Consider the following 886-nt stretch of genomic DNA (forward strand, 5'->3'; position numbering starts at 1 on the left):
GAGGAGTTGGCGTTGCCGACTGATCGTCCGCGGCCCGCGGAGGCGTCGTTCGGGGGTGCGACGGTGGGTCTGTCTGTGTCGGCCGAGGTGCACGCGCGGGTGGAGGGTGTGGCGCGGGAGCGGGGCGCGAGTGTGTTCATGGTGCTGCATGCGGCGCTGGTGGCGTTGTTGTCCCGGGTCGGGGCGGGGACGGACGTCCCGGTGGGTTCGGTGACCGCGGGCCGGACCGACGAGTCGCTGGAGGACCTGGTCGGGTTCTTCGTGAACACCCTCGTGCTACGGACGGACGCGGGCGGGGATCCCACATTCGCCGAGCTGCTGGATCGGGTGCGCGAGGTGGACCTGGCGGCATACGAACACCAGGACGTGCCCTTCGAGCGCGTGGTCGAAGAACTGAACCCGGCACGGACAGCGGGCCGCCACCCCCTGTTCCAAGTGATGCTGGTACTGCAGAACAACGCCCGCCCCACGCTGGAGCTCGGCACGGTGCGCACGGCACCGGAACCCGTCACAGTACGCAATGCCAAATTCGACCTCTTCGCCGAACTGGAGGAGACCTTCGACGCACAAGGCCGCCCCGCCGGCATCCGCGGCGTACTGGAGTACGCGACAGACCTCTACGAGCGCACCACCGCGGACCGCTTGGCGGACGCCTTCACACGGCTGCTGGACGCGGCCGGCACCCAACCCGACCTCCACCTGACCGACCTCCCCCTGACGGATCCCGCCGCACAGCGGGCCCAACTGGCCGCCTGGAACGACACGACCCGCCCGTATCCGTCCACCACCCTGCCCGCCCTCTTCGAGAAACAGGTCACCCACACCCCCAACCACACCGCCCTCATCTGCGACAACCACCAACTCACCTACACCCAACTCAACGAAC

The 886-nt window shown here is 68.7% G+C and carries 1 protein-coding gene; it reads left to right on the plus strand.

The features are described 5' to 3' along the window. Window positions 1–63 precede the first annotated feature (63 nt). The coding region (locus PV419_RS52915; protein WP_319701253.1) for a condensation domain-containing protein at window positions 64–886 on the plus strand (823 nt) is incomplete at its 3' end.

Origin of the sequence: Streptomyces sp. ME19-01-6, assembly GCF_033793745.1 — a bacterium.
Taxonomy (GTDB): Bacteria; Actinomycetota; Actinomycetes; order Streptomycetales; family Streptomycetaceae; genus Streptomyces.